Consider the following 20,247-nt stretch of genomic DNA (forward strand, 5'->3'; position numbering starts at 1 on the left):
CCGCGATGACGTTATTCGATATTGTCCATCTGATTCAGGAATCCGAGAGCAGCACGGCGCTGCGCGAATCGCAGTATGCATTTCCGCTGCTGGAGGCCTTGCACCTGCTGGGGCTAGCCGCGTCTTTCGGACTGATACTACTGACGGACCTGCGCCTGACTGGCTTGCTGCTCAAGCGCATTCCGCTGGCTGACCTGCTGAACCAGCTGCGCTATTACATTTTCGCCGGTTTTGCTCTGACCTTCATTACCGGCGGCCTGCTGTTCTGGGCCGAGGCCGAAACCCTGTACACCAATCTGCCGTTCTGGCTCAAGGTCGGCTGCATGGTGCTGGCCTGCCTGAATGCGCTGTACTTCGAACTGAAGTGGGGGCACCGTGCCAGCCAGTGGGCCAACGAAGCTGTGCTGCCGAGGGCTGCCACGCGCGCCGGCTGGATTTCGCTGAGCTTCTGGACGCTGGCGACAGTGTTTGGCCGCTCCATTCCCTATTACCTCTAACTTTGGCAGGTCCTTTTGATTATGACGTTTGTACATATCCTTGGCTGGGTTCAGGACAGCTACCTGATCACACAACTGCGTGGCGCTCACCATCTGGTGATAGAAATTACGGAGGTGCTGCATGTGTTGGGACTGGTGAGTTTTCTTGCCGTGCTGGTACTGGTAAATCTGCGCCTGCTGGGCCTAGGCCTGCGTGCGGTGCCGCATCCGCAAATCGCGGCAGCGGTGGCACCGCTGCTGTGGGGCGGGCTGGCGCTCACTGTCTTGACGGGCACCACGCTGTTCCTGTCTGGCCCGGTGCGATATTTCTACAACAGTGCGTTCGTGCCCAAGATGGCCTTGCTGGGACTGGCATTGCTGGTGCAGCTCACGCTGTACCGCAAGGTGACGCAGGCAGAGAAAGTGGCACCCTGGCTGGCGCAGGGCAGTGCCGTGCTATCGCTGTCGCTATGGTTGGGCGTGGGCCTGTTTGGCCGCGCCATCGGTTATGTTTAAAGGAAGATTATGAAGTTAAAGGCAGTAACAACCCTGGCCGCCGTACTGGCGATTCCGGCTTTGCTGGGCGCTTGCAACAGACAGACTCCCACGGCGCTTCACCCCGATGCCTCGGTACAGGAAGTGATGGCCCATATAGTGGACCCGGCCGCTGATGCTATCTGGGGTGCGGTGCGAAGCGAGACTACCGCCCAGGGGCTGAAGGAATATCAGCCGAATACGGAAGCGGAATGGCTGGAAGTTCGTCACCACACAGTCACGCTGGCCGAGGCGGCCAATCTGCTACTGGTGGAGGGCCGTGCGGTTAGTCACAGTAATCAGCTGGAAGACGCGCATGTGCCGGGTATCCTGACGGCAGAGCAGGTGCGTATTAAGATCGCAGCTGATCCCGTACGATTCGCTGCTGCGGCAAGGGCGCTGCAAGTGGCAGCGCAGGAAGCAACTGCGGCGGTGGATGCCAAGGCGGGGCAGCGCCTGATGGCGGCGGGCGAGAAGATTGACGCCGCCTGCGAGCATTGCCACCGGATCTACTGGTATCCGAATACGGAGCAGCCGAAATGGCCTGCTCCGATCAAGGCGGCGGCTAAACCTTGATGCCTTTGCGTGCCAGTAGCTGGCGGCTGTTGTCGATGTAGATCTGCTGACGCTGTGCGGGCGTCAGCACCTGATCCAGCGTGGCGAGTCCCGCAGCGGAATCGCCACGATCTCCCCCTCCCACGCCATAGTCCGTACCGAACAGTATGCGGTCTGCACCCAGTTTATCGATCGCCAGTTTGACCCACTCGCCATTACGCGAATACGGGCCGGGATCAAGGTACAGGCGCCGTAGGCGGGCCAGCGGATCGGTCACGCCTGCCTTGTGCGCAGCGGGCACCAGGGTGTCGATCAGATAGGGCAGGAAGCCACCCAGCATGATCACTTCCACGGAAACGTCGGGATAGGGATCAAGGAAATCCGTCAGGCCCAGCGTGATCGCTCCATTTGCCAGATGGCCGTTGCTGATGATGCTCCAGCGTGCGTACTCGGTATCGCGCGGGATTAGCACCGGCGGCTGGCCGGGCAGCAGGGCGCTGGCCGGTGCACGGTGGATGAAGAAATGGCTGCCCAGCTTCTGCGCTGCAGCGAACAGCGGTGCCAGCGTACGTGCGCTTTCCAGCGTGGCAAAGGCGTTCAGCGGCAATGAGCCGCCGATCAGTCCCAATTCCGTATGGGCGCGGCGCAGTTCCTGTGCAGCCCATTGGGGATCTGCGGCCGGTAACGCCGCCACGGCGAAGAATCGATCCGGATAGCGCTTGACCACGCTGGCCAGTTCGTCATTCACGGCACGGAACAGGGGGCGTAGCTGTTCCAGCGGCAGGGTCGCGTCGAAGCCTAGCGCCACCGTATGGGTAAGCAGCTGGCGGCCGATGCCCAACTGGTCCATGTGATGTAAGCGCGCTGCGATACTCGAAGCGCTGAAGGGCGAGGGTTTGCCGCCTGCGAATGAGGCGGTATCGAGATTTTCCATCAGGCTCACGCCATCGGCACCGTCAAACACACGGGGGGCGCTCTGACGCTGGCGCAGGAAGCTGATCTCGGCATGGGTAACAAAGTGCGCGTGCCAGTCCACCAGCACGCGCGGGTTTGCGCTGCTGGCACGGACTGCCGCCGGTAGACTGGCCACTACGGCCAGTGCACCGGCGCCGCGCAGAAAAGTGCGGCGATCCGTCATGAATTTCCTTTATAGTTTGTAGCTCAGACCTGCATACACGAAGCGGCCGGAGGCGCCGTTTGGTGCGATGAAGGAGTACGGGTTGATACCGCTGGCGCGGTTATTGGTCAGGTATTTGTCCGGATAGCGGTTGAAGGCGTTCTGCACATTCAGATCCAGCTTCCAGTTTTTGCTGAGTGCATAGGCCACGCTGAAGTCCACGTAGGTCTCGGACGAGAATTCCTGATCGATATTGCCGTTGGGCGAAGCCACACCAGCCACGTCGCCCACGTTGTAGCGGTAGCGGCCGTAGCGCGTCACCGTACTGTCGGTGGTCCATGCACCGCTGGCGTAGCGTGCCCCCAGCACCACTTTGTTTTTTGGCGTGCCCGTTTCGGCATCGCGTACTTTGGCGTTGCTGACCGCGAGGATCTGGCTACCGCCGATACTGACGTAGCGGTGTACATTCGAGACACTGGTGTTGAGCAGGCTCAGTGCCGCGCTTAATTCCAGCTGGCCGCTGCCTGCGCTCAGGTGATGCTTGCCGATGATGTCCAGACCGTCGGTACGGCTATCCCAGCCATTGGTGTAATAGGACGCCTGCGTGAAGCCAGGCAGGCCGGCCGCATTGAAGGCGCTGGTGACGGTGGCACCCTGCAGGGTTTCGGTCTGGATGATTACGTCACGTACTTTGAGGCGGTAGGCATCCACCGTCAGCGAGCTGGCATCGCTGGCACGCCAGACTGCGCCCAGCGAATAGGTGCGCGACTTCTCCGGATCGAGCGCGCGGGCTCCAAAGGCGCTGGCGGCGGGATCGTCAGGACGGAACTGGCGCGTCTGGCCCGGCGTCAGCGTGCCGCTACCGGAATTCGACCAGTTGCTGGTGGTGCCCGTGCTCTGGAAGCCCAGTGCGGCCAGACTCGGCGCATGGAAGCCCGAGCTGACCGTGCCGCGCAGCGCGATTGCCGGCGTGAAGTCATAGCGGCTATTCAGTTTGAAATTGCTGGTGCCGCCGAAGTCCGAGTAGTGCTCGTAGCGGCCGGTGGCGCCGATCAGCCATTGGCGGTTCAGGCGTGCATCCAGACCGGCATAGCCACCCGCTACATTGCGGGTGACTTCGGTAGCATCCTGCGGCTTGATGCCGGAAGTGGATGAACCGCTGATAGGAATACGGGTGGTGTCGCTGGCATAGGCGGTGCCGGGATACAGCGAGCCGACCGTTTTACCGGCCAGCGGGCCACCTGTGTAGCCTGCCACATCGCCAAGGTCACCGGTGCGCCAGCGTTCATGACGCGCCAGCAGGCCAGCCGAGACATTCAGACCATCCTGCAGGCCATCGATGTTCAGTACATTGCTATAGTCGGCGGTGAGGCTGGTGGTATCGCTTTTCCAGGAGCCCAGATAGAAGTGGGTCGGGCTGCTGGCGCCATACGAAGGATTGGCCGTGTTGTAGGTGTCGCGCGAGGTTTCGTTGCTGCCGTAGCTGACTGCTACATCGAACTGGCCGGCACGCTCGGCATCGAAGCGCACCCCGCCTACCACTGCCGCATCCTTGGCGTGGTAGCTCATCCACGGCTGGTAGCCATTCGGATACAGGCCCAGTACATCGTTTTCGCCCAGCTTGGTGCCATCGGTCACCGTCGTATTGCTGGTAATGGCCTTTACTACGCGCTCAGGATTGACCCAGTTATGCGAGTCCTTGTCCGAGTAATTGGCCCAGCCGTAAGCCACGGCTTTGGCGCTCAGTGGCAGTTCTGCATTGGTGAGGGCGCTCCAGTTATTGCGCGATGCCTGCCCCCACTGGCCGTATTTCTTGTTGAAGCTGTCGTTACGCGGATCGCCGTTGGGGAATAGCTGGCGCCAGTCTGCTGCGCTGCGATCGACGTTGGTGTTCTTCAGGCGGTCGATGCTGAAGTTGGCAAAGCCATCCTGTCCCAGTTTGATGCCGGTCCAGCCGTTGACTGCCGTGGTGTGGCCGCCGCCATCGGAATAGCCGCCGCCATGGGCGGACAGTTCGCCCCCGCTGCCATTCTCGCGCAGCACGATGTTGATTACGCCGGCGATGGCATCTGAACCATATTGGGCAGCGGCGCCGTCACGCAGCACTTCGACCCGCAGTACAGCACTGAGCGGGATGGTATTGAGGTCGACCACGGTGGCGGCTGGCCATGGATCGGTGCCGGACAACTGGGCCGAAGCATTGCGGCGTTTGCCGTTCACCAGTACTAGCGTATAGGCGGGGCTGACACCGCGCAGGGAAGCGGAACGCACACCCTGGCCTTTGACGGCGTTCTGCCCTTGCGGGAAGTTGAACGAAGGGTGCAGCTTGGAGAGCGCCTGATTCAGCGATACGGCACCGGTCTCCTTGATTTGTTGCGGCGTGATCACATCGATAGGCGAGGAGCTGGTGAGGACGGTGGCATCGTGACGGATCGAGCCGAGTACTACCACGCTGTCGACGATGGCGGAAACGCCATCGGCGCCGGCGGTGGTGCTCTGGTCACCGCTATCTGCCGAAGCAGGGAACTCGGCGGCAGTGGCGTGCAGGGGGATAGTGCTGCTGAAAGCCAGCGTTACCAGCGTGGCGATCACGGTACGACGGGGGAGAGATTTATTCATCGGGTATTCCATTTCTAGGTTTTTTGCGGGCGAGAGTTAGCGCGGTGCCGGAGTGACAGCCACGTGGCCGAAGCCGATATTGTTTTCAGTGCAGATACGCTCGTCGCGCTCGATCACCTGCTGTTTGCCGGTCACATTGCTGGCGACTTCATAGTGCCAGCCGTCCACTGCATCTTTTTCGGTGCGACGTTTGGCCGGAATGGTGGCCGTCCATTTACGCGTGTAGACGGTTGGGTCATCAAAGGTGGCAACATAGTTGTAGCGCTGGCCATCGTTGGAGAAGATGTAGCGTTCGGTGATGTGGACGTTTTCACTGGCGAATTCGCCGGTACGACCGAACAGTGCCTTGCTATTGTTGTTGGTGACATCGACCACCAGCGTATTGCCTTCCCAGTGGCCGCGCGAGTCGGCATTCCACAGTTTGATATTGGCCGGCAGGTGAGGCTTGCCGTCGAGGTGGATGATGCGTGTGCCCGAATTGAACAGGAACACCACATAGCCGGGGAACTGGCGGATTTCGTAGCCGTGCCAGATGAAGGACTTGGGCACACCAGCCGGTGCACAGCGTGCCAGCGGCTCGATGTATTGTGGCTGGGTAGGATTGTGGAAGTTCTTCAGAAAGTCTTCCTGTGCTGCCTTGGCCCACGGCTGGAATGGTACCTGCCCATCGGCCGGATCGGTCACGCGGCTCGGCGCGCGCTCCGAGCGTGGCCCCAGCGGCTTGCGCGGCGGCGCCGGGTCGCCTGGTATGCCGCCTTGCGGATCGGTCCAGTTGTTATGGTTGGCGACCGTGTTGGACCAGTGGCCTTCCACGTCGGGCTGCCCATCGGCCAGCCGTTTTCCGATCCATTTGCCTGATTCGACTGGGGTATAGCTAGGCTCGAAGCGGATCCGGTCAGTACCGGCCAGGGGCTTGGTTTTGTTTTGCTGGGCTTGTGCATGGGGAGTGACGACCAGCAGCAGGGTGAGCGCAGTTGCGAGAGTTTTCATGGCGTTCCCTATGGTTGCTTGTGCGTCGCTTGTGCAGCGGAAGCTGGTGGTTTGGGCGGGTAGTATTGTTCGTATTCCAGCGTGTAGCGATAGTCTTCGATCAGCTGGAAATTCTTCTCGCGGTGGCGATGTAGAATCACGCTCAGATCCCATGGGCGGGCAAACACTTCCGGATCTTCTACGCGGGCACTGTATTCGATGGTGTTGGCATCGAGGTACTTCCAGCGTTCCACCACATGCAGCGCTTCGCTGTGGTAGTTGCCGGCGCGATCCAGCCAGGTCTCGTCGTTGAAGCCGGATACATCGACCACCAGTGTGTCGCCATCCCAGCGGCCGCGCGAATCACCCAGCCAGAACTGGTTACGGTCGCCGCCGGGGTGGTCGGTGCCATTGGTGTGGATGGTGCGCACCGAATGGCCGAACTGGTGTACCAGCGTCAGGTCGCGCTGGCGCTGGAAAATCTGGAACGGCTCGGGGTAGTAGATCCCGCGTGGCACGCCCAGCGTCCAGCCTTTCAGGCGTGGATCATCCTTGTCGCGATTGGCGAAGTTCTTCTTTTTCTGCTCCAGTGCTGCCGGCAGATAGGGCAGCACATTGCCGACCACCACGCCGGCGCTCGGTGGCGCATCAATGCGGGCAGCATGGGGTTCCAGATCGAATTCGGCGGCGCTGGTGGTCTGCCAGATGCCTGAAAAGTCCGGCCGGCCATTGGCCAGACGGGGAATCTTATCGGCGGCGAAGACGCAGCCGGTGAGCGCCGCCAGCAAGGTAAATAGTGTCAGGGATCGGATCATGGACGCGGCGCCTCGGTAGTCGGGGCGTCCTGCGCGCCACCGGTCTGGATGGTGCGGCCATCGGCCAGCGTGACGAACACGCTATAGCCGAAGGCTTCACCGTTCTTGGAGCGGAAGCCGCGGATACGTACTGGCTGGCCGATTTTCAGATCGCTCTTGGCCAGACCTGCATTGGCCAGCGAATTCGGCGCACCGAATTCCACGCCCCAGTTAGTGACCTTGCCATCCGGTCCGGTGACATCGAAATACAGCCAGCTATGCGGATTGACCCACTTGGCTTTGGTGATGGTGCCACTCAGGTCGAGCGGCTGCTTGGCGTCGAACTCGGCGGCGAAGGCGTGGTGCGCCTGCGCCTGCGGCACGCTGATCAACGCTGCACTGCCGGCCGCTAGTGCGATGAGCCAGCGCGATAGATTCATTTTCATTTTTGTTCTCCTGAAGGATAAATGGGGCTTGCATGCCGCTATGATTCGCAAGCCCTGTGCCAGCGTAGAGCGGTCGCGGGAAAATGAACTCAAGTGATTGTTTTCTTTAGAGAGTTTTGCGCTCGGCGCAAGAAGGCGCGCAGTCGCATCTGCTGAAAAATCAGCAGTACTGTTGAGTAGGCAGCAGAACTGTTGATTTTGAACGCGCCCTTATTCCATAAGGCGTATATAGGAATGCGAATGAAGTATTTATCGAATCTAAACAGGCGCACATAGAATCTGCCGTACTGCTCGTATTCATTTTCTGATTAGGCTACGCATGTCCTCTGTACGTTCTCATTACGCTTCATTACTGGCCGCGCCAGCGCTGCTGGTTCCATTCGTTACGGTGCACGCCGAACCGACCGGTCTGCTGACGGTCACCGTCGAGGCATCCCGCACCAGCCAGTTAGGGCTGGCCGATTCTGCAAATCAGGGCAGCATTACTGGCCGTGAACTGGAGCTGCGCACGGTGTACCGGCCAGCCGAGATTCTGGAGGCTACGCCGGGTCTGATCGTGGGCCAGCATAGTGGTGAAGGTAAGGCCAGCCAGTACTACCTGCGTGGCTTTAATCTCGATCACGGCACCGATCTGGCGACCTATGTTGACGATATGCCGGTCAATCAGCGCAGCCATGCGCATGGTCAGGGCTGGACCGATCTGAATTTTCTGATTCCGGAAGTGGTAGGGCGAATGGACTACAGCAAAGGTCCGTATTCGGCACGCCTGGGCGACTTTGCCTCGGCCGGTAGCGTCACCGTCAATTACGCCAACCGGCTTAGCGACAGTGTGTTCACCATCAGTGGTGGGCAGAACGCTTATGGTCGTGCAGCGCTGGCGGCTTCGAGCGAGATTGGCAGCGGCAGCCTGCTGTATGCACTGGAAAGTGTGCATAACAACGGTCCCTATACGCGTGGCGATAACTACCGCAAGGCGAACGGCGTGCTGCGCTATTCGGTGGGGCCGGCCAGTAATGGCTGGAGCGTAACGGCGATGGCCTACCGCGGGCAGTGGAACTCGACCGACCAGATACCGCTACGTGCCGTACAGGATGGCAGCATAGGGCGGTTTGATGCCATCGATAACACGGATGGCGGCCGGTCGGCGCGTAGCAGCCTGTCGGCCACATGGCGCAGCACCACGGCCGAAGCGGCGGCCAAGCTGAATGCCTATGTGATCCGTAACCGGCTTGATCTGTTTTCCGACTTTACCTACTACATGGATGATCCCGTGAACGGCGATCAGTTTGGTCAGCCGGACCGCCGCGTGACGAGCGGCTTTGGTGCCAGCCATACGTGGCGTGACGTACCTGTATTGGGGCTGGCGGGGGACTGGACGCTAGGCCTGACGGGACAGAACGATAACGTGTTCAATGGACTCAATCACACGCGCGCGCAGCAGGTGCTGTCGGCTACCCGGCAGGATCATATCGTCGAGAGCAGTGCCGCACTGTATGTGGAAAATGCTACGCGCTGGACTGACAAGCTGCGTTCGGTCGCCGGGGTGCGCACTGACCGCTATCGCTTCGATGTGAAGAGCAATCTGGCGGATAACAGCGGTACCGCAAGTGCGCAATTAGTCAGTCCCTCGCTTAGCCTGATTCTGAGCCCGTTTGCGCAGACCGAGTTGTATCTGAATCTGGGCAAAGGATTCCACAGCAATGATGGGCGCGGCACGGTCGCCAAAGTGGATGCGAAGACGGGGGAGGCTGTGACACCGGTGCCGGGACTGGTGCAATCGCGAGGGCAGGAAGTAGGGCTGCGTACAGAACTGATCCCGCGCATGCAGACTTCGCTGTCCCTGTACCGGCTGGACTTCGATTCGGAGCTGACCTATATCGGGGATTCCGGCACCACCGAAGCGGGGCGGCCGAGCCGGCGCTATGGGGTGGAGATCTCCAACTACTACAAGGTGCTACCATGGCTATCGTTCGATGTGGATGCTGCCTATGCCCATGCACGTTCGCGCGATCATGATGCGCTGGCTGGCGACTATATCGAAGATGCTGTGGAAGGTGTGGGGCAGCTGGCACTGACGGTGGATAAATACGGGCCGTGGTCCGGCGCACTGCGTCTGCGCTATTTTGGTCCGCGTCCGCTGACGGCGGATAATCGCGTGCGTTCGCGATCGTCGTTCACCTTGAATGGTCATGTGGCGTATCAGCTGACACCGAAGCTACGGCTGTCGCTGGAAGCGTTCAACATCGCCAACCGTAAAGTCTCGGCGATCGACTACTTCTACAGCTCGCAGCTACGCGGCGAAGCTGCGCCAGTCGACGACGTGCATTTCCATCCTAGCGAGTCTCGCTCGCTGCGCGCCACCTTGATCGCTAACTGGTAGGGTGGGTGGGGTCTCGTTACCCTCGGATGGGTTCAGTTGTGGTCTCAAAGGAGCAATGCTCTAGCGCAGCGTCTTTCCGTCATGAGACAAACAACTTGAATCGCACTACATCCTTGCTCACTAAACTGTGTGTTGCATCCTTTAGCCTTGTGACATTCCGTGAGCGATACTTGTGTATTAGTTGTTATGCTTACTGACGCGGTCACTGCACTTCGGCGACTAGGGCGGCATGCCGCTCAAGCTGTTATGCGCGGCGCTGGATATCATCACCATCGTGGCGCTGTTGACCGTTTTATGGCTCTGTTGGCGAAGGCGCTTTAGCCAAGCAAGCGTGCGCAAATAAAATCGACAAATGTGCGCAGCTTGGGCGACAGGTGGCGGCTCGGCGGCCATAACACGGAAAACACGCCGCCGTGCTTTACGTAAGGCGTCAACACGGTGCGGACATGTCCTGTCGCCAGCGCGTCGCGTACCAGAAAATCAGGAAGATAGGCCAGCCCCAATCCTTGGCCTGCCGCACAGATCAGCGCTTCGATGTTATTGCAGGTCATGGAGGCAGGCGAGTCGATGGTGTACTGCGGCTGCTGCGGGTCGAGCACCCACTCCTGCAGCTTGCCGGTGCTGGGAAAGCGATAGCATAAGCGCGCATGGTTACGCAGATCGTGAGGCGTAGCAGGCTCGCCGCGCTGTGCGATGTAGGCAGCCGAGCCAACCACCAGGAAACGGAACGGCCCGAGCGGCCGGGCCGCCAGGCGTGAATCGGTTAGCGGGCCGCTGCGGATCGCCACGTCCACGCCTTCCTCGATTACGTCGACCAGGCGGTCGCTGAAATCCAGCTCCAGTTCGACCTCCGGATAAAGCTGCGCGAATTCCGGCAGCACCGGCAGCAGCATCCGGTAGCCGATCACAGGCATGCTGACGCGTAGCTTGCCGCGCGGGCGCTCCAGCGTGCGGGTGATTTCAAGTTCGGCGTCCCGCACATCGCAGAGAATGCGGCGGCAGCGCTCGTAAAACAGGGCGCCTTCCGCCGTCAGGCTGATGTGGCGCGTGCTGCGTTGAAGCAGACGCACGCCCAGGCGCAGTTCGAGCCTGGCGACAGCTTTGCCGACAGCGGAAGCCGAGATGCCGAGTTGCCGGCCTGCCTCCACAAAACTCAGGGTCTCGGCCGCGCGCACAAATATGTTTAAGCCATTCAATTGATCCATTAAGGAATTTTTTTCCGTATTAAGCGGATATCGAGCTTGTTTATCTGGGATTGCAGCGATTCTATCATTGTCGACTCTTTATCTTTGATGGAGTCACCATGATTGCAATGCAGCGCGACCATTCGCTCACCTTGCTGGCGGTCTGCCTGGCGGCGCTGGCCATGCCGCTCAGCTTTACTGGACCGGCCGTTGCGCTGTCGGCCATCAGCCTTGACCTGGGCAGCGATACCGTGGGTCTGAACTGGATCGTCAACGCCTTCATGCTGACCTTCGGTAGCGCCTTGATGGCTGCGGGTACGCTGGCCGACCGCTATGGCCGTAAACGGCTGTTCTTGTGCGGCGTCTTGCTGTTTGCGCTGTCGTCGTTCGGCCTTGCCGCTGCGCCTACGCTGGCAGTGTTCGACTGCTTGCGTGCGTCACAAGGCCTGGGAGCGGCGTTCGCGCTGGCGTCCGGCATGGCCGCCTTGGCGCAGGTATTCGACGGCAAAGCGCGGCTGCGCGCATTCAGCATGATCGGCACGGCGTTTGGTGTCGGCCTTGCGTTTGGCCCGCTGCTGAGTGGCCTGCTAATAAGGCAGTGCGGTTGGCGCGCTTTCTTTGTGGCTGCTGCGCTGCTGATGCTGGTCGCGCTTGCCGCCGGCCTGCGGTTCATGCACGAATCGCGCGACCCGGACGCCGAACAGCTGGACTGGCGCGGCGCAGTGGTTTTCACTGCCACCCTGACCACTTTGACGTGGGCCGTATTACGCGTGCCTGAACTGGGCTGGAACCATCCGCTGGTGCTGGCCTTGCTGCTGACGGTCCTGCTGCTATTGGCCGGCTTTATCGCCATCGAATTGCGCAGCGCACGGCCTATGCTGGATCTGTCACTGTTCCGTTATCCCCGCTTTATCGGCGTGCAGTTCCTGGCGGCGGCGCCGGCCTACGGCTTTGTGGTGCTGCTGGTGCTGCTGCCGGTGCGACTGATCGGCGTCGAAGGTCATAGCGAACTCGAAACGGGGCGCTTGATGCTGGGATTGTCCGCCCCCATGCTGGTGGTGCCAACGCTGGCCGCGTGGCTGGCGCGCTGGTGGTCGGCGGGCGCCTTGTCCGGACTGGGATTGCTGATTGCGGCTGCCGGTCTCGTTTGGCTGGCGCAGTTGCCCTTCGGCGTATTGGGGGCTGAATTGCTGTGGCCTTTGCTGACCATCGGCGTCGGCATCGGTCTGCCGTGGGGACTGATGGATGGCATGGCCGTCAGCGTGGTGCCCAAGGAGCGTGCCGGCATGGCGGCCGGTATCTTCAGCACCACGCGCGTAGCAGGCGAAGGCATTGCGCTGGCCGTCGTTGGCGCCGTGCTGGCGACGCTGATACAGCATGGTCTGGCGCATTCCAATATGCCGTCTGCCGCGAGCCGTCTGGCATTGGGACAACTGGCTGCTGCCGCCAAGCTGGCCGGCATGCCGGTGCAGCAGATGGCGCAGATTTACGTGCACGCCTTTCAGAACCTGCTACTCATGTTATCTGGTGTAACGGTGCTGACGGCGCTGATGGTGTTTAGCTTTCTGCGCGCTCCTGCTGTCGAGGCGACGGAGTCAGAGCGCCTTGCTGCATAACTGGAAGTCTGGATCGTCGGCGTGGGGCAGGACGTGGAAGCCGAGGCTGGTCATCAGTCTGAGCATGAGGCGATTCTTGTGCAGCAGCAGGCCGACGATTTCGTTGAGTGGCCGTCACGCATGCCGCCGTGGCTGATGCCACGGTCTCCGAGTCGCTTCTCGACCGTGGCGACACCAGCCGCAATACTACGCGAATCGGAGCGCCCCTACCGCGGAGAAGGAAGCGAAGTTGAAACAGGCCGGCTGGCGCACCTACATCCAGCGCAAGGGCAGTGCCACCAAGGGTATCTCCCAAGTGCAAAAGAAACGAAACCGCCACCTATTGGCGCAGCTCGCGCCGAATCGAGCCGCTTTGCTCTGCTCAAAGCTATCACGAAAGGCACTTTCCGACATGACTCTTCTTTTTGCGGCTCTCCCTTGTGCCAGCGATCAAAGGAAAGGACTTCTGGTATGTGCAAACCTGATGAATGGCCAGCTTCGCCTCAAATCGAGCAAGATGCATGGTGTCGACTGCATGGAATAGTCCGAGTCGAGCTTCTGATGAGAGGCTACAGCACCCGGCGTGACATTTCTTGAACCTTTCAGGCGAGCAAGATGCTACTCTCAATGCGTCGGCCGGGTTCGGCCAAAAGCGGTCCATGCTTGCCTATACCGGCAAGACAAGGAAGGTAGTGGCTTCCCCATCATTCCTCCTCCTGACGCGTACCTTTTCGATATTCAGAAGGGCTACTGCCTGTCCAATGTTTGAATGCACGGCAGAAGCCTGTGGCGTCAGAAAAGCCAAGATCGAATGCCAGCACTGCGATACTCGTATTCGAATTTGTCAGCCGATGGACGGCAATATCTCGTCGAAGCCCGTCTTTGACCGCCTGAAAATGCGTTCCTTCGTCTGCAAATCGGCGGTTGAGTGTCCGGACAGAGCTATGCAATGTCTGCGCGAGGTCCCTTATCGTAACCGGCTGTCCAATGTTTTGCTCAAGATACTCGCGCGTTCTAGCCCCAATTGAAGCTCGGTGAGATGTGCTGAAGGTCCAGTCTTCCGGAGCACGTTTAAGGAACGCCCATAGGTCATGCTTCTCACGTTTGAACAGCTCCGCACAATCTTGATATGAGAAGTAAATGCTGGTCACGTCAGCATGGAAGCTCACCTCACCTGGATACAAAAAAGTATAGTCCTCGAAATGCCTAGGCTTGGCGAAGCGAAACTCGACCCGGTGCAGAATGATCTCCCTACCGAGCAGCCAGGATGCGATGCCGTGAATTAACTTCATCATCAGCTCATGTCCAAGCAGATTTACCTGCGCACCAGGTGTTCTTTCGATAAGAGCCAACCGCACCAGATTATTTTTAGAAGAGATCTGCACACGATAATCATCCAGCAGCAGATTCCAGAAGCGGACAAAACGGTGTAGCGCTACTAGTACTGTTGGCGCGTCCAACAAGCTAAGCATGAGGTATTTCAGGGTGCCAGTACGGATTGGCCGGGACCACAATCCCAGCATCTCGTCGTCGAGTGTCGCCGCGACTGTTCTGTACAGCGTTACGTACTGTTGACGCGTTAGTCGTGCATCAGGCTGATTGAGAAGGGACTGGGGAATAGTGGCACTTGCAAGTACGTGTGCTGCTACCTGTTCTCCGTGATGGGTGAGAACAGACTGCAGCATCCCGTGCAGAAAGTGAGCCGAAACAGTAAGAGTGCTTTGCCGAAATATTTTCATCGTCTTTTTATTATGGCGCATTCCGCATATCTCTTGGCGCGATGCGATAATCTTTGTTTCATCTCCAGCCTATACTTGAACAGAATTCTCTCACGCCGCACATTCTTGAAGACGGCTGCATGGCGTGTTTTGTCAAGGCCATACACATTTTTCATTGGAGCATGATTTGAATACACGACGAGTTGTTGTTACTGGCATGGGTATTGTCTCCCCCCTGGGCTGTGGAGTCGAGGCTGTATGGCGCCGCCTTCTAGATGGTCATTCGGGATTGGTAGCGCTTCCTGAGGAGGTCACGGAGGGCATTACATCTAAGGTCGCCGGAATTGTACCGAGCGTAACGCTAGACTTCCCATGGGGATTCGATCCTTCCTTCGCGGTTGAACCCAAGGATCACAAGAAAATGGACAGGTTCAGCTTATTTGCGCTGACCGCAGCGCAAGAGGCCTTGAATCAAGCTAGCTGGCATGCTGGCACAGACACTGCGCGTGAGAGGACGGCGACCATTGTGGGCTCAGGCGTGGGCGGATTCGGCGCAATCGTAGAGGCTGTGAGAACCACCGATGGCCGTGGGCCAAAACGACTTTCTCCTTTTACCGTGCCCAGTTTTCTGGCCAATATGGCAGCTGGACACATTTCCATTCGTCACGGCTTTCGTGGTCCGCTCGGTGCGCCTGTCACCGCATGCGCCGCAAGCGCACAGGCCATTGGCGATGCAGCACGCCTTATTCGTGCCGGCGAAGCCGATATTGCTGTATGCGGCGGAGCTGAGGCCTGCATCGATCGCGTCAGCTTCGGCGCATTTGCCGCTGCAAGAACCATGTCCACCAGCTTCAACGACCGGCCCACTTTGGCGTCCAGACCCTTCGATGTCGAACGAGATGGCTTTGTCATGAGCGAAGGAGCCGGCATGTTGGTCATCGAAGAATTGGGACATGCATTGCGCCGCGGCGCCACGCCGTTTGCGGAACTGCTGGGGTATGGTACGAGTGCGGATGCCTACCACATGACGTCCCCACCCAGCGACGGCGCTGGAGGACGGCGCGCCATGGAGCTGGCGATCCGGCAGGCGAACCTCGCACCCGAACAGATCGGACACTTGAACGCCCATGCAACATCCACTTCAGTTGGCGACACTAGTGAGCTCGCTGCCATAAAAGCAATATTTGGAACGGGTCGCGGCCCCGCCGTATCCGCCACCAAGTCCGCGACAGGACATTCGCTCGGGGCGGCGGGCGGCATGGAAGCAATCTTCACCGTGCTTGCCCTGCGCGACCAGATGGCGCCGCCCACATTGAACTTGGCGCGGCCTGATCCGGCAGCTGCGGGCATCGATATTGTCAATGGATCGGCCAGAAAAATAGCAACGGACTATGCTATCTCCAATGGCTTCGGGTTTGGCGGCGTCAACGCGAGTCTAATATTCGGTAGACTTTAATCCTGTTGTGGACCAAGGGAAGCAGTAACCCTTGGGCTGTCACTGTCCGTTATGGGGCGTAAGCAGATATTTCATTTAGCCCACCTGACCGAATCGGTTGCCGGAAGTGATCTGACATATCTTGAGCATTTCGCGTAAGAGTGAGTGCCGCACGTCTATCCAGTCGACGCCCTTACTCATGTGACGATTTTGAAAGGAGGGCGCCATGAAAAACTGGGCAATCAAAGCCGTTGTCTTTTTTGAGGGGCAATTTGAGGGTCGCGGACTGTTCCGTAGACCCGAAAATCGGCATTTCTCCCTCTGGCGGACCTCCCAAGTAGGCTCCCACCGTCTCCGCCAGGAAACTTTGTTAAAGAGAATCTTTAACAATCAAAGAAGCCCGCTAGCTATGAAGCTGCGGGCTTTTTTGTTTTAGTTCGGAAAATTCTTGTCACCAATACGAATCCCGGGTCCTCGCATTCCAGATTGCGTCGCCCTATGAGGGATAGGCCTAGCGTACCCTTTTGAGGGGCAATTCGGGGTCGCGGACTCATGGCGTTTTATCTGTCCCGGATCCGTCAAGTTACGCTCTTCTACCTCTGTACGATTCCCCCAACCCGGCGTTCAGTCTTTCTGCTGTAGCTCTCTCGATTTATCGGGGCTTGGGAGTGCTTGTACAGGCTGCGGAGATTTATGGCCCTTTTTCTGCTCCCCCGAATTCGTAGCTAAAAAGAACTACTCTACCTAGTTAGAATTTTCATATCTCCTCCGCCTTCTGATGCATAGGAAGGTGCGACGTGTTTTTCTATAATCAAATCACAATTGGTATTAAGTTAAGTATCGCTATATACTAAAGTATATTGCGATACGAGATTTATAAGCTCCCAACCCGCTGGCGAAGTATGAAACTGGTCGGGTTAATTTTTTACCCATCGCTATATACTGAAATACATAACGAAAACTATGCATATATTTACTCCTCGTCTTTGCATGATGGCTAGTGCACTTTTCGCTGCCGGCCTGTCTCAACCAGCGCTTGCCCAGCAGGCCACTCAGCCCACCGTTTTCGAACTTGGTAGCGTGGTCGTGATTGGCACCCGTGAACAGGCGGGCAGCCTCGACGCCGATCAGGTTTCCTCCGTAATTGATGCGGGAACGATCCGCAAGGACAATCGTGAAAACGTCGGGGATGCCTTAAACCTGTTGTCCGGTGTAACCCTGTCGACCAATTCGCGTAATGAAAAGACCATCGCGGTGCGCGGCTTCGATGCCCGTCAGGTGCCCCTGTATATCGATGGCATCCCCGTGTACGTGCCTTATGATGGCTATGTCGACTTCGCCCGCTTCAGCACGGCAGATCTGGCCAGCATACAGGTGGCGAAAGGCTTCAGCTCCATGGCGTATGGTGCCAATACCCTGGGCGGCGCCATCAATCTGGTGTCGCGCAGGCCGAGCAAGGCACTGGAAGCCGATGCGCGTATCGGCTGGGCCAGCGGTACGGAAAAGCTGGCCTCTGTCAATCTGGGCAGCCGTCAGGGCATCTGGTATGTGCAGACCGGCTACTCTTACGATCAGAGCGACAGTTTCCCCTTGTCGTCGGACTTCCAGCCAACCGGCAATCAGGCCTCTGGTCGCCGTAATAATGCCCACCGGCGCGACAGCAAACTGTCGCTCAAGCTGGGCCTGCTGCCAGTGGCCGGCGATGAGTACGCGCTCAGCTACTATCAGCAGCATGGCGTCAAAGGCCAGCCGCCTTCGACCGATCCATCGGTGGCACGCTACTGGCAATGGCCGTACTGGGACAAGGAAAGCCTGTACTTCATTTCGCGCACGGCGCTGGGCCAGTTCGAAACGCTGAAGCTGCGGGCTTACCATGACAACTACGGCAATGAAGTCGATAGCTACACCAATGCCGCCTACACGACCTTGAAGCCGGCTGGTTCCGGTAGCGTAGGCAGTGGCCGCAGCATCTATAGTGACTGGACCAGTGGTGCCGCCCTCGAACTGGAATCACACCGGCTGGCTGGCCAGACCATACGTGTAAGCGTGCATAGCAAACGTGACCGCCATGAAGAGCGCGATGCGACGGCCAGCCTGCTGGCCATCTACAAGGACGAGCTACGCTCCTATGGCATCGAGGATAGCATCGCCCTGAACAGTACGACCACCTTGTCGCTGGGCGCCGCAGTCAACCAGCTCAAACCGTTGAATGTTTTCAGTGCGGGGAATCCGTATTCCCTCCCGGATGCCAAGACGGCCCACGATAGACAGGCGGGGCTGTTCTATGATCTGGCCGCCGGCCAGCGCCTGTATGCCACGCTGGCGCACAAATCACGTTTGCCGACGCTGAAAGACCGCTACTCGCAACGGCTGGGAACCTATATTGAAAACCCTGCACTGCAGCCGGAAAGCGCCACCCATACCGAGCTGGGCTATCGCGTGCAAGGCGACGCGACCACGCATTGGCAGGCGGCGATTTTCAACAGCGACATCAGCAACAAGATTCAGAGTGTGGCCAATGTCTCCGGCACCAAGGCGCAAATGCAGAATCTCGGTCGGGTACGCATCTCGGGACTGGAACTGGAAGGCGAGCATCAATGTAATAGCGTGCTGAGTCTGGGCGGCAGCTATACCTATCTGGATCTGAAAAACCGTAGCAATCCCACGACGCGGATGACCGATGTGCCACAGCAGAAGTTGCTGCTGAAGGCGGCACTGCAAGTACGCGCCGATACGGAACTCAGTGGCTTTGCCGAGCACAACAGCAATCGCTGGGCATCGAATACCGTGCAACTGGCCAGTTTTACCACCATGAATCTGAAAGCCAGCTACCACCCTAACGCCCACATCAGTCTGGAGAGCGGCGTCAATAACGTTGCTGACCGCAACTATGCCTTGGCAGACGGTTTCCCTGCGGCAGGACGTCAGTGGTTTGCACAACTGGCTTACCAGTATTGAGTAAGAGGCGAGCTGGTCGCTCGCTTCCGGTCTAACTTTAGGAGCATGATATGACAATAGCTTTACCCCGTTTTCTTCCCAGTCTGGCACTGGCTGCGACACTGGCGCTAGGCAATTTCGCCCACGCCCATCCTGTCACCGGCGACCCATCCCGGTATGTGACGACACAGTTAGCTGTTCAGGGCGCTGTCGAGCATACGCTGACGCTAGGTGTCGCCGAGCTGCGCCAGCTGGCCCAGCGTTATCCGGGCGATGCGACCGTCAAACTGCAGCACGGCAGTGCTGGGGCCAGCAGCAAGCTGTCTGGCGTGCGTCTGCGTGATGTTCTGGCCCAGGCCAGCGTCATCAGCAAAGACCATAATGACGTCAAAAAGACTGTCATCATCGCGACCGCCAGCGATGGCTACGCCGTGGTGTTTTCATGGTCGGAACTGTTCAACTCCCCGCTAGGCGATGGCGTGCTGGTCGTGCTGGACAAGGATGGTGCAGCGCTGGGGGATGACGAAGGACGGATCGCGCTGATTTCGGCGCAGGATCTGCGTACCGGCCCCCGTCACGTGAAATGGCTGCAGCGCATAGACGTGAAGAAGATCGTCGAATGAACCGCGCCGCCGGCCCCGTTATCGCGCCTGCTGATGCGCACGTCTTGCGTTTGCTGGGGCGTGCCGTGAATGGGGTCATGGGCCATGCACAAGCGGGGGATTTGCCTTTGAGTGCATGGACGCTGGGCTTGCCGCAGGACGAACTATGCGCTCTGCTGAGCTTTTGCTTCCCCGAGCTGGAGGATCTCGAGCGTTTGCCTGCACATCAGTATGACACCTTAATGAGGCAAGCCAGCTGGGAGCAGCGGCAACTGGTGCAGCTGTTGCTGGCACAGCGAACCGTTCCAGTGGTCGAACGGCATGCGCACTGGACGGCCCATGTCGTGGCTGCGGCCGCGCAAGGCAGTCGTCACTTATGGGAGGACATGGGGCTGGGTGGGCGCGAAGAGGTCAGTACGCTACTACAATATTTTTTCGCCCCGTTTTGCGAAAGAAATGTCGCCCATCTTAAATGGAAGCGCTTTATGTTTGATCAGCTAGCCTTAATGCATCCTGATGTGCGAGTGCGCAAACCAGACTGCACGCTGTGCAAGCAGCAGCTGGCTTGTTTTCCGACAGAATTTGCGGAACTAACCAAACCTGCCTGACATTGCATCTATTGAGGCCGGATTTATGGCACGGTGATGATAGACGTAGCATGTCTTGGCAAATCTAGCCTGAGATTTGCCAAGACAATTCTGCTCCGGCTTCACTATCCCTTCTCATGTAGATGAAATGACGATGAGTAAGATATCAATCAAGATACGCCTCTGGCGCGATAGTGAAGCTGCTATAGAGCCCGGTAAAGCGGATCATCGTGCGTGTGACAATCTGAGTACATTGCCCAACCTAGAGTTGCTATTCTCCCTGGGGGCTATCGGTTAGG

Annotated in this window: 17 protein-coding genes; 10 read left to right on the forward strand and 7 right to left on the reverse strand. The window is 58.7% G+C overall.

The genetic code is table 11. The features are described 5' to 3' along the window. The first annotated feature begins 5 nt into the window (after positions 1 to 5). Genes GTP23_RS06905 through GTP23_RS06915 form a run of 3 tightly spaced genes read left to right on the forward strand, consistent with a single transcriptional unit; the run spans position 6 to position 1,586 of the window. On the forward strand, positions 6 to 497 hold the full coding sequence (locus tag GTP23_RS06905) for a DUF6644 family protein (RefSeq protein ID WP_161034403.1): 492 nt from the start codon (positions 6 to 8) through the stop codon (positions 495 to 497). Positions 498 to 518: 21 nt separating this feature from the next. Then, positions 519 to 992: a DUF6644 family protein gene (locus GTP23_RS06910; RefSeq protein WP_161034404.1), complete on the forward strand. Its 474-nt coding sequence runs from the start codon at positions 519 to 521 to the stop codon at positions 990 to 992. Positions 993 to 1,001: 9 nt separating this feature from the next. Beyond that, complete coding sequence (locus GTP23_RS06915; protein ID WP_229255942.1) at positions 1,002 to 1,586, forward strand: hypothetical protein; 585 nt, start codon at positions 1,002 to 1,004, stop codon at positions 1,584 to 1,586. On the opposite strand, the gene GTP23_RS06920 is transcribed toward GTP23_RS06915, so the two are convergent. From GTP23_RS06920 to GTP23_RS06940, 5 genes are read right to left on the reverse strand one after another with little or no spacing between them, the layout of a single operon-like run. Continuing rightward, on the reverse strand, positions 1,576 to 2,703 hold the full coding sequence (locus GTP23_RS06920; protein ID WP_161034405.1) for an amidohydrolase family protein: 1,128 nt from the start codon (positions 2,701 to 2,703) through the stop codon (positions 1,576 to 1,578). The genes GTP23_RS06915 and GTP23_RS06920 overlap by 11 nt on opposite strands. A gap of 9 nt (positions 2,704 to 2,712) precedes the next feature. Next, positions 2,713 to 5,301, reverse strand: coding sequence for a TonB-dependent receptor plug domain-containing protein (locus GTP23_RS06925; protein WP_161034406.1), 2,589 nt, complete (start codon positions 5,299 to 5,301; stop codon positions 2,713 to 2,715). Positions 5,302 to 5,337: 36 nt separating this feature from the next. After that, positions 5,338 to 6,291 (reverse strand): hypothetical protein, encoded by a 954-nt coding sequence (locus GTP23_RS06930; protein WP_161034407.1) that lies wholly within the window; start codon positions 6,289 to 6,291, stop codon positions 5,338 to 5,340. 8 nt (positions 6,292 to 6,299) lie between these two features. Continuing rightward, positions 6,300 to 7,085 (reverse strand): hypothetical protein, encoded by a 786-nt coding sequence (locus tag GTP23_RS06935; protein ID WP_155433748.1) that lies wholly within the window; start codon positions 7,083 to 7,085, stop codon positions 6,300 to 6,302. After that, positions 7,082 to 7,510 (reverse strand): DUF6152 family protein, encoded by a 429-nt coding sequence (locus tag GTP23_RS06940; RefSeq protein WP_202411940.1) that lies wholly within the window; start codon positions 7,508 to 7,510, stop codon positions 7,082 to 7,084. Before GTP23_RS06940 ends, GTP23_RS06935 begins: the two co-directional genes overlap by 4 nt. A 319-nt stretch (positions 7,511 to 7,829) precedes the next feature. Between GTP23_RS06940 and GTP23_RS06945 the strand changes: the two genes are divergently transcribed. Continuing rightward, positions 7,830 to 9,890 carry a TonB-dependent receptor gene (locus GTP23_RS06945; RefSeq protein ID WP_161034408.1) on the forward strand — a complete coding sequence of 687 codons (2,061 nt, stop codon included), beginning with the start codon at positions 7,830 to 7,832 and terminating at the stop codon, positions 9,888 to 9,890. Positions 9,891 to 10,207: 317 nt separating this feature from the next. Here the strand turns inward: GTP23_RS06945 and GTP23_RS06950 are convergent, their stop codons facing one another. Continuing rightward, a complete protein-coding gene (locus GTP23_RS06950; protein ID WP_161034409.1) occupies positions 10,208 to 11,095 on the reverse strand; it encodes a LysR family transcriptional regulator in 888 nt (295 codons plus the stop codon). 98 nt (positions 11,096 to 11,193) lie between these two features. Here GTP23_RS06950 and GTP23_RS06955 point away from each other — a divergent pair, with 98 nt between their 5' ends. Next, positions 11,194 to 12,690, forward strand: a complete 1,497-nt coding sequence (locus GTP23_RS06955) for an MFS transporter (protein ID WP_202411942.1) — start codon at positions 11,194 to 11,196, stop codon at positions 12,688 to 12,690. Between the two features lie 229 nt (positions 12,691 to 12,919). Further along, positions 12,920 to 13,213 (forward strand): hypothetical protein, encoded by a 294-nt coding sequence (locus GTP23_RS06960; RefSeq protein WP_161034410.1) that lies wholly within the window; start codon positions 12,920 to 12,922, stop codon positions 13,211 to 13,213. 160 nt (positions 13,214 to 13,373) lie between these two features. Here the strand turns inward: GTP23_RS06960 and GTP23_RS06965 are convergent, their stop codons facing one another. Then, on the reverse strand, positions 13,374 to 14,429 hold the full coding sequence (locus GTP23_RS06965; protein ID WP_229255943.1) for an AraC family transcriptional regulator: 1,056 nt from the start codon (positions 14,427 to 14,429) through the stop codon (positions 13,374 to 13,376). Between the two features lie 145 nt (positions 14,430 to 14,574). Here GTP23_RS06965 and fabF point away from each other — a divergent pair, with 145 nt between their 5' ends. The 4 genes from fabF to GTP23_RS06985 all read left to right on the forward strand — a co-directional run bounded on the left by fabF (position 14,575) and on the right by GTP23_RS06985 (position 19,969). Then, positions 14,575 to 15,843: a beta-ketoacyl-ACP synthase II gene (fabF, locus tag GTP23_RS06970; protein WP_161034411.1), complete on the forward strand. Its 1,269-nt coding sequence runs from the start codon at positions 14,575 to 14,577 to the stop codon at positions 15,841 to 15,843. A gap of 1,065 nt (positions 15,844 to 16,908) precedes the next feature. Beyond that, a complete protein-coding gene (locus GTP23_RS06975; protein WP_371866840.1) occupies positions 16,909 to 18,780 on the forward strand; it encodes a TonB-dependent receptor plug domain-containing protein in 1,872 nt (623 codons plus the stop codon). 50 nt (positions 18,781 to 18,830) lie between these two features. Beyond that, positions 18,831 to 19,382 (forward strand): molybdopterin-dependent oxidoreductase, encoded by a 552-nt coding sequence (locus GTP23_RS06980; RefSeq protein ID WP_161034413.1) that lies wholly within the window; start codon positions 18,831 to 18,833, stop codon positions 19,380 to 19,382. Then, positions 19,379 to 19,969, forward strand: a complete 591-nt coding sequence (locus GTP23_RS06985; RefSeq protein ID WP_161034414.1) for a nitrogen fixation protein NifQ — start codon at positions 19,379 to 19,381, stop codon at positions 19,967 to 19,969. The genes GTP23_RS06980 and GTP23_RS06985 overlap by 4 nt, the downstream gene beginning before the upstream one ends. Positions 19,970 to 20,247: the final 278 nt, after the last annotated feature.

Source organism: Duganella fentianensis (assembly GCF_009857835.1).
GTDB lineage: Bacteria > Pseudomonadota > Gammaproteobacteria > Burkholderiales > Burkholderiaceae_D > Rugamonas > Rugamonas fentianensis.

Bases quoted from the DNA above. Each gene is read 5' to 3' on its own strand.
- GTP23_RS06925 (WP_161034406.1), bottom strand. From the start codon at position 5,301: ATGAATAAATCTCTCCCCCGTCGTACCGTGATCGCCACGCTGGTAACG.
- GTP23_RS06905 (WP_161034403.1), top strand. From the start codon at position 6: ATGACGTTATTCGATATTGTCCATCTGATTCAGGAATCCGAGAGCAGC.
- GTP23_RS06935 (WP_155433748.1), bottom strand. From the start codon at position 7,085: ATGATCCGATCCCTGACACTATTTACCTTGCTGGCGGCGCTCACCGGC.
- GTP23_RS06940 (WP_202411940.1), bottom strand. From the start codon at position 7,510: ATGAAAATGAATCTATCGCGCTGGCTCATCGCACTAGCGGCCGGCAGT.
- GTP23_RS06965 (WP_229255943.1), bottom strand. From the start codon at position 14,429: ATGCGCCATAATAAAAAGACGATGAAAATATTTCGGCAAAGCACTCTT.
- GTP23_RS06945 (WP_161034408.1), top strand. From the start codon at position 7,830: ATGTCCTCTGTACGTTCTCATTACGCTTCATTACTGGCCGCGCCAGCG.
- GTP23_RS06910 (WP_161034404.1), top strand. From the start codon at position 519: ATGACGTTTGTACATATCCTTGGCTGGGTTCAGGACAGCTACCTGATC.
- GTP23_RS06950 (WP_161034409.1), bottom strand. From the start codon at position 11,095: ATGGATCAATTGAATGGCTTAAACATATTTGTGCGCGCGGCCGAGACC.
- GTP23_RS06980 (WP_161034413.1), top strand. From the start codon at position 18,831: ATGACAATAGCTTTACCCCGTTTTCTTCCCAGTCTGGCACTGGCTGCG.
- GTP23_RS06985 (WP_161034414.1), top strand. From the start codon at position 19,379: ATGAACCGCGCCGCCGGCCCCGTTATCGCGCCTGCTGATGCGCACGTC.
- GTP23_RS06955 (WP_202411942.1), top strand. From the start codon at position 11,194: ATGATTGCAATGCAGCGCGACCATTCGCTCACCTTGCTGGCGGTCTGC.
- GTP23_RS06915 (WP_229255942.1), top strand. From the start codon at position 1,002: ATGAAGTTAAAGGCAGTAACAACCCTGGCCGCCGTACTGGCGATTCCG.
- GTP23_RS06920 (WP_161034405.1), bottom strand. From the start codon at position 2,703: ATGACGGATCGCCGCACTTTTCTGCGCGGCGCCGGTGCACTGGCCGTA.
- GTP23_RS06930 (WP_161034407.1), bottom strand. From the start codon at position 6,291: ATGAAAACTCTCGCAACTGCGCTCACCCTGCTGCTGGTCGTCACTCCC.